At 67.2% G+C, this 4,288-nt stretch carries 1 protein-coding gene and 1 pseudogene; both read right to left on the reverse strand.

Annotation, left to right across the window (positions count from 1 at the left end; all coding sequences use genetic code 11):
• Positions 1–47: 47 nt before the first annotated feature.
• Positions 48–3,725: pseudogene (locus ABD207_RS27155) on the reverse strand (RHS repeat domain-containing protein); the annotation flags it as partial.
• A gap of 119 nt (positions 3,726–3,844) precedes the next feature.
• Positions 3,845–4,288: LamG domain-containing protein (locus tag ABD207_RS27160; RefSeq protein ID WP_486388839.1), on the reverse strand; the 444-nt coding region annotated here is incomplete at its 5' end.

Below are 4,288 nucleotides of genomic sequence, written 5' to 3' on the forward strand. Positions count from 1 at the left end.
CGCACACCTCAACACTGATCGGCTACACCACCTGGCGGGACGCCATCCTGCCGGGGCGCCTCTCCGTACTCTTCGCGTGTGTAGGTGCCGTTCGGTGCGGAGGTGCTGTCGAAGATGTCCTGGTACTTCTCGTAGGCCAGACCTCGTGTGTCGTAGCGGGTGTCGGTCAGTACACGGCCGCCGAGCGGGGTGGGCGCCTGGGTCTGCAGCGGCCGCATCATCGAGTCGTACAGCTCGTAGGTGGTGTTGTACGTCTCGCCGTCCTTCTTGAGCTTCGACGTAGCCACCCAGGACGGTTCGCTGCCGCTGATCCGGTAGGCGAAGGTGGTGTTCGCGCTGTAGCCGGCGGCCTTGTTGCGGTTGGGCAGCCAGACCGCGGTCAGCCGTCCGAGGGCGTCGTAGGTGGATTCGGTCTTCTTCAGGTTCGCGTCGTACACCCGCAGGGCCTGGCCGTGGCGGTGATCGAGGAAGCTGGTGATCTTGTGGCCCTTGGGGTTGGTGACGATCGTCTTGGTCAGCGGACCGGCGGTGGCGGGAGTGTAGGCGGTGCTGGTGGCGTTGCCGTCGGCGTCGGTGACGGCCAAGGGGCGGCCGAGGCTGTCGTACGTCGTGGTCGAGGTGGTCTGCCAGCCCGAGGGCAGGCGGAATCCGTCCAGCCCGGGGGTGGCTGCGTAACCGGTGGCGCGGCCGGTCCAGGTGGCCGCGCCCTTGGTGGGCGTCTGGGACGCCGACCAGGTCGTGGCAGAGGGGTTGTCGTAGACCGTGGCGGTGTCGGCCAGGACGTCACCCCGAGTTTCCTCGGTCGGTGGCAGGTTCAGGCTCGTGTCGGTCACTGAGCAGGACTGCCCTACCGAGCGCGTGCGCGAGACGAGGTCGGTAATGCCGGCCTCGGCGTTGCGGGCGTACCAGGTGCGGGTGCAGGTCTGGTCACCGCCCTTGCCGACCTCACCGGAGTCGTCGACGGTGACGGGCATGCCGTAGTCGTCGTAGGTGGTGGCGATCGCGCGGGCCCGCCAGGTCTGCGCGGCTGTCAGATAGGCGTATGTGGTGGTCTTGCCCGTACGGACGTAGCGGGCCACGTGGTCGGCGGCGTCAGGGACGCTCTGGCGTCCCGTCTCCTTGGACCACGGGTCGGTGACCTCGACGGTGATCGGCGTCGAGCCGTCGTAGGTGACGTGCTCGCGGCGTGTTCCGGCGTACTGGTCGTGGTCGGTGATGCTCTCCACCCCGATGGAGGGCGAGGACAGGGGGGCAAGTGAGACGGAGCGGGTGGTTCCGTCCTTCTTCTTGTCGCCGTGCATGCCTTGCATGTAGAGCGAGACCGTCTTGGAGCGGGTGGTGTCCTCGGCGCCGGTGTAGACCGTGACCTGGCGGTAGCCGCGCCAGTCGGACCAGGTGCGCTCGTCCTTCGGGGTGAAGGGGTCGTCGCTGTGGTGCCAGGCGGCGCCGCTGTAGTCATAGGCGTACTCGACCGCGTCGTTGTGGCCCGCGGGGTCCGACACGACGACCGCCTCGACGCGGTACTTGTGGAACCAGTCCACCGACGCCTCGGAGGAGCCGTTGATGTTCCAGTACTTCGGGTAGCAGGAGCGGGTGTTGGTGTCCTCGGCCGCGCCGGTCACCTCGCTGCGTACACATTCCGGTGAGGACAGAGTCACCGTGGTGATCGACCCGGTCTCCGAGGTGACGGTTTCGATGCGGGGCCGGGTCAGGGGCAGGATGTCGTCGGTTCCGTCGACCCGGTTCTCGCGCCACTGGTAGGTGAACGAGACCGGGTTGAGGCCGATCGGGGTGCCACTCGCCTTGCCGGTCCGCTTGATCGACTTCAGAGTCAGGACGTGATCGGAGGTGTCACCGATGTCCCCGCCGTCCAGGTACTCCTGCGTGAAGTCCCAGGAGTCCACAGGGTCGTAGGCGCCACTGGTGGTGTTCCAGGAGAAGGTGTCGATGCCGGTCAGGCGCTTGCGGGAGAAGAAGGACGGGCCGGTTCCCAGGCAGTCGGTGTCGCCGTCGGTGCAGATGGCGTCGAAGGGGACGTCGGGCCAGTTCTTGGCAGTGTCCTCGGTCAGCGACGAGCAGTCCGAGGCGGTGCACCGCTCGGCGTGGCTGAAGGTGACCTTGGCGTCGGCGTCGTCAGTGAACAGCTCACCCTTGCGAAGGCCGTACTTGATCTCCTTCAGGTAGCCGCCTCGTGTGTAGGCGGCATTGGCCGTGGTGGCCTTGTTCTTCTTGTAGTGGTTGGTCTCTTTGGCGTACCAGTACGTGGAGGCATTGCCGTGGGTGTCCTCGACGTAGTCGAGGTTCCACCGCCACGCCTGGGTCGCGGAACGCTCGGCGAAGGAGTCGCCGTTGCTGTAGCCGGGCTCGCCGGAGTCGTCGCCGAAGACCGGCACGGTCCAGGTGGAGTTGGTGCGCTGGTCGGTGGCGCCGTCGAGTTTGTTCAGGCCGAAGACGTACTTGGTGCCGTCGCCGGTGATGACGGTCCAGTACTCGCCGTTGCCGTCGCCGTTGTCGGCGCCCGTGGAGCGGGTCACTGTGGAGGCGTCGTCGTTCTCCAGCCGCCAGGTGCTGTCCCAGTCCCCGGACTTCTTGACCAGGCGGGTCGCCTTGCCGTTCAGGACGAGTTGGGCGTTGTCGTATTTCCAGCACCGGTCGAAGACGTCGTCATGGCCGTCGTCGTCGCAGGAGCCGTAGGACCGTTCGATGTAGGACTCGGTGAGGCTGAAGCCCTCACCGACCGCGCTTCCCTGGTTGTTGGTGGTCGCGGTACGGCCGTCGACGCTGGCCGAGTCGTACGACAACGACAGCTCCGGGGTTGGGCCGGCAGCCGCTGGCGGCAGGTTGAAGTCGTAACCCCAGGTGAAGGAACCGGAGTTGTCCCCGGCTTCCCAGGACGACGACTCCGAGAGGTCGGTGGCCGAGTAGTCACCGGCACCCGACGGAGACTCGCCCGCCCCGGCACCGGCCGCCATCACGGCGAACACCGCGGCATCGGAAGAGTCGGCGTCGGCCAGCTGTGCCGACGGGCCGTCACTGCTCCCGACCAGCGGGACAACGGCGGTGACCGTCTGGTCATCAAGGTCGTTGTCCGACTTGAGCGGGGTTGCGGTACGGCACGCGGCCTTCTCGGGGGCCTCGAGTACGCAGGAGGGGAGGCGGACGAGGCGCAGACGGGAGGACCAGTCGCCTCCGACCGCAGAGGCGAAGCCGCTGTAGTCGATGCTGAGTCTGGCCTGCCCGGCCTCGTCCGCCTCGGCAGTCACCAGTACACCGGTGATGCCCGCCTGTCGCGCGGCCTTCTGCCCGAGCACCGTGACCCGGGCCGTAGCACCACCGTCACCCTTGACAGAACCGATCTCGATGGGGAGACCGCCGGGCTTCGCCGCAGTGTGTTTCCCGGCGTCCAGCTCAACGAGCGCGTCGCCCCCTCCGGGCCAGGTCACCTTCCGCTCCGCCCGAGCCTGCCGGGCACGCGCGGTGTCGGCCTTCTTGCCCTTGGCGACCTTCGCGCGGGCCCTCTTCGCTCCAGGGCCGTCGATCTCCTTGACCTTGCTCACTCGCTGGTCAGGGGCGTCTGGGCGTCCCAGTCCCTTGTCCGCGGCCTGGGCCGCCGGGGCGACCAGTCCCGTCGGAACGACGAGGGACAGGGCGAGAACCGTCACAAGGGTCTCTACGCTCCGTCTTCTCCTGCGCACTCTTCTTGTTATGCCTATGCCAAAAGCCATGGTTGTCCGTCCCTGCGCTGCTGATTGAGGCATCGTGAAAGTCGGCGAACAAGTAGCTGCGACGTTGGGGTGCGGTGCCGCGCGCCCGTCGCGCGGCACCGCACAACTCCTGCGCCGGGTCAGTCGCCCACGCGGAATTCGATCTGCTCCGGGCTCGCCATCGCCCCTGCCCACAGGCGGACTTCGTGGACGCGGGCGGGCAGGTGGTGCTGCCATGCTCCGTTGGTGAAGCCCTTGCCGATGGCGAAGTCGCCGGTGCCGAGCTTTACGGTGAATGCCTTCGCGTCGCCGTTCTGCCCGTAGCCCAGATAAAGGCTGATCGTGCCGTACACCGAGTCGTAGATGCCGGTCAGCCTCACCGGGCTGTCCAGAGCCGCCACTTCCTCGGAGACCACCGAGGAGAAGGTGCCGTCAGCGTTCAGGCGACCGAAGTGCCAGACGCCGACCGGGATCGTGGTCTCCTCCAGTGTTTCCTCGTCCAGGACCGTGTCCTTGCCGGTCATCTCGTACCACAGGCCCCATGCTGAGCCGTCCTCTGAGCTGACCCCGGTTTCGTGGAGTCC

Source organism: Streptomyces thermospinosisporus (assembly GCF_039526425.1).
Lineage (GTDB): Bacteria > Actinomycetota > Actinomycetes > Streptomycetales > Streptomycetaceae > Streptomyces > Streptomyces thermocarboxydovorans.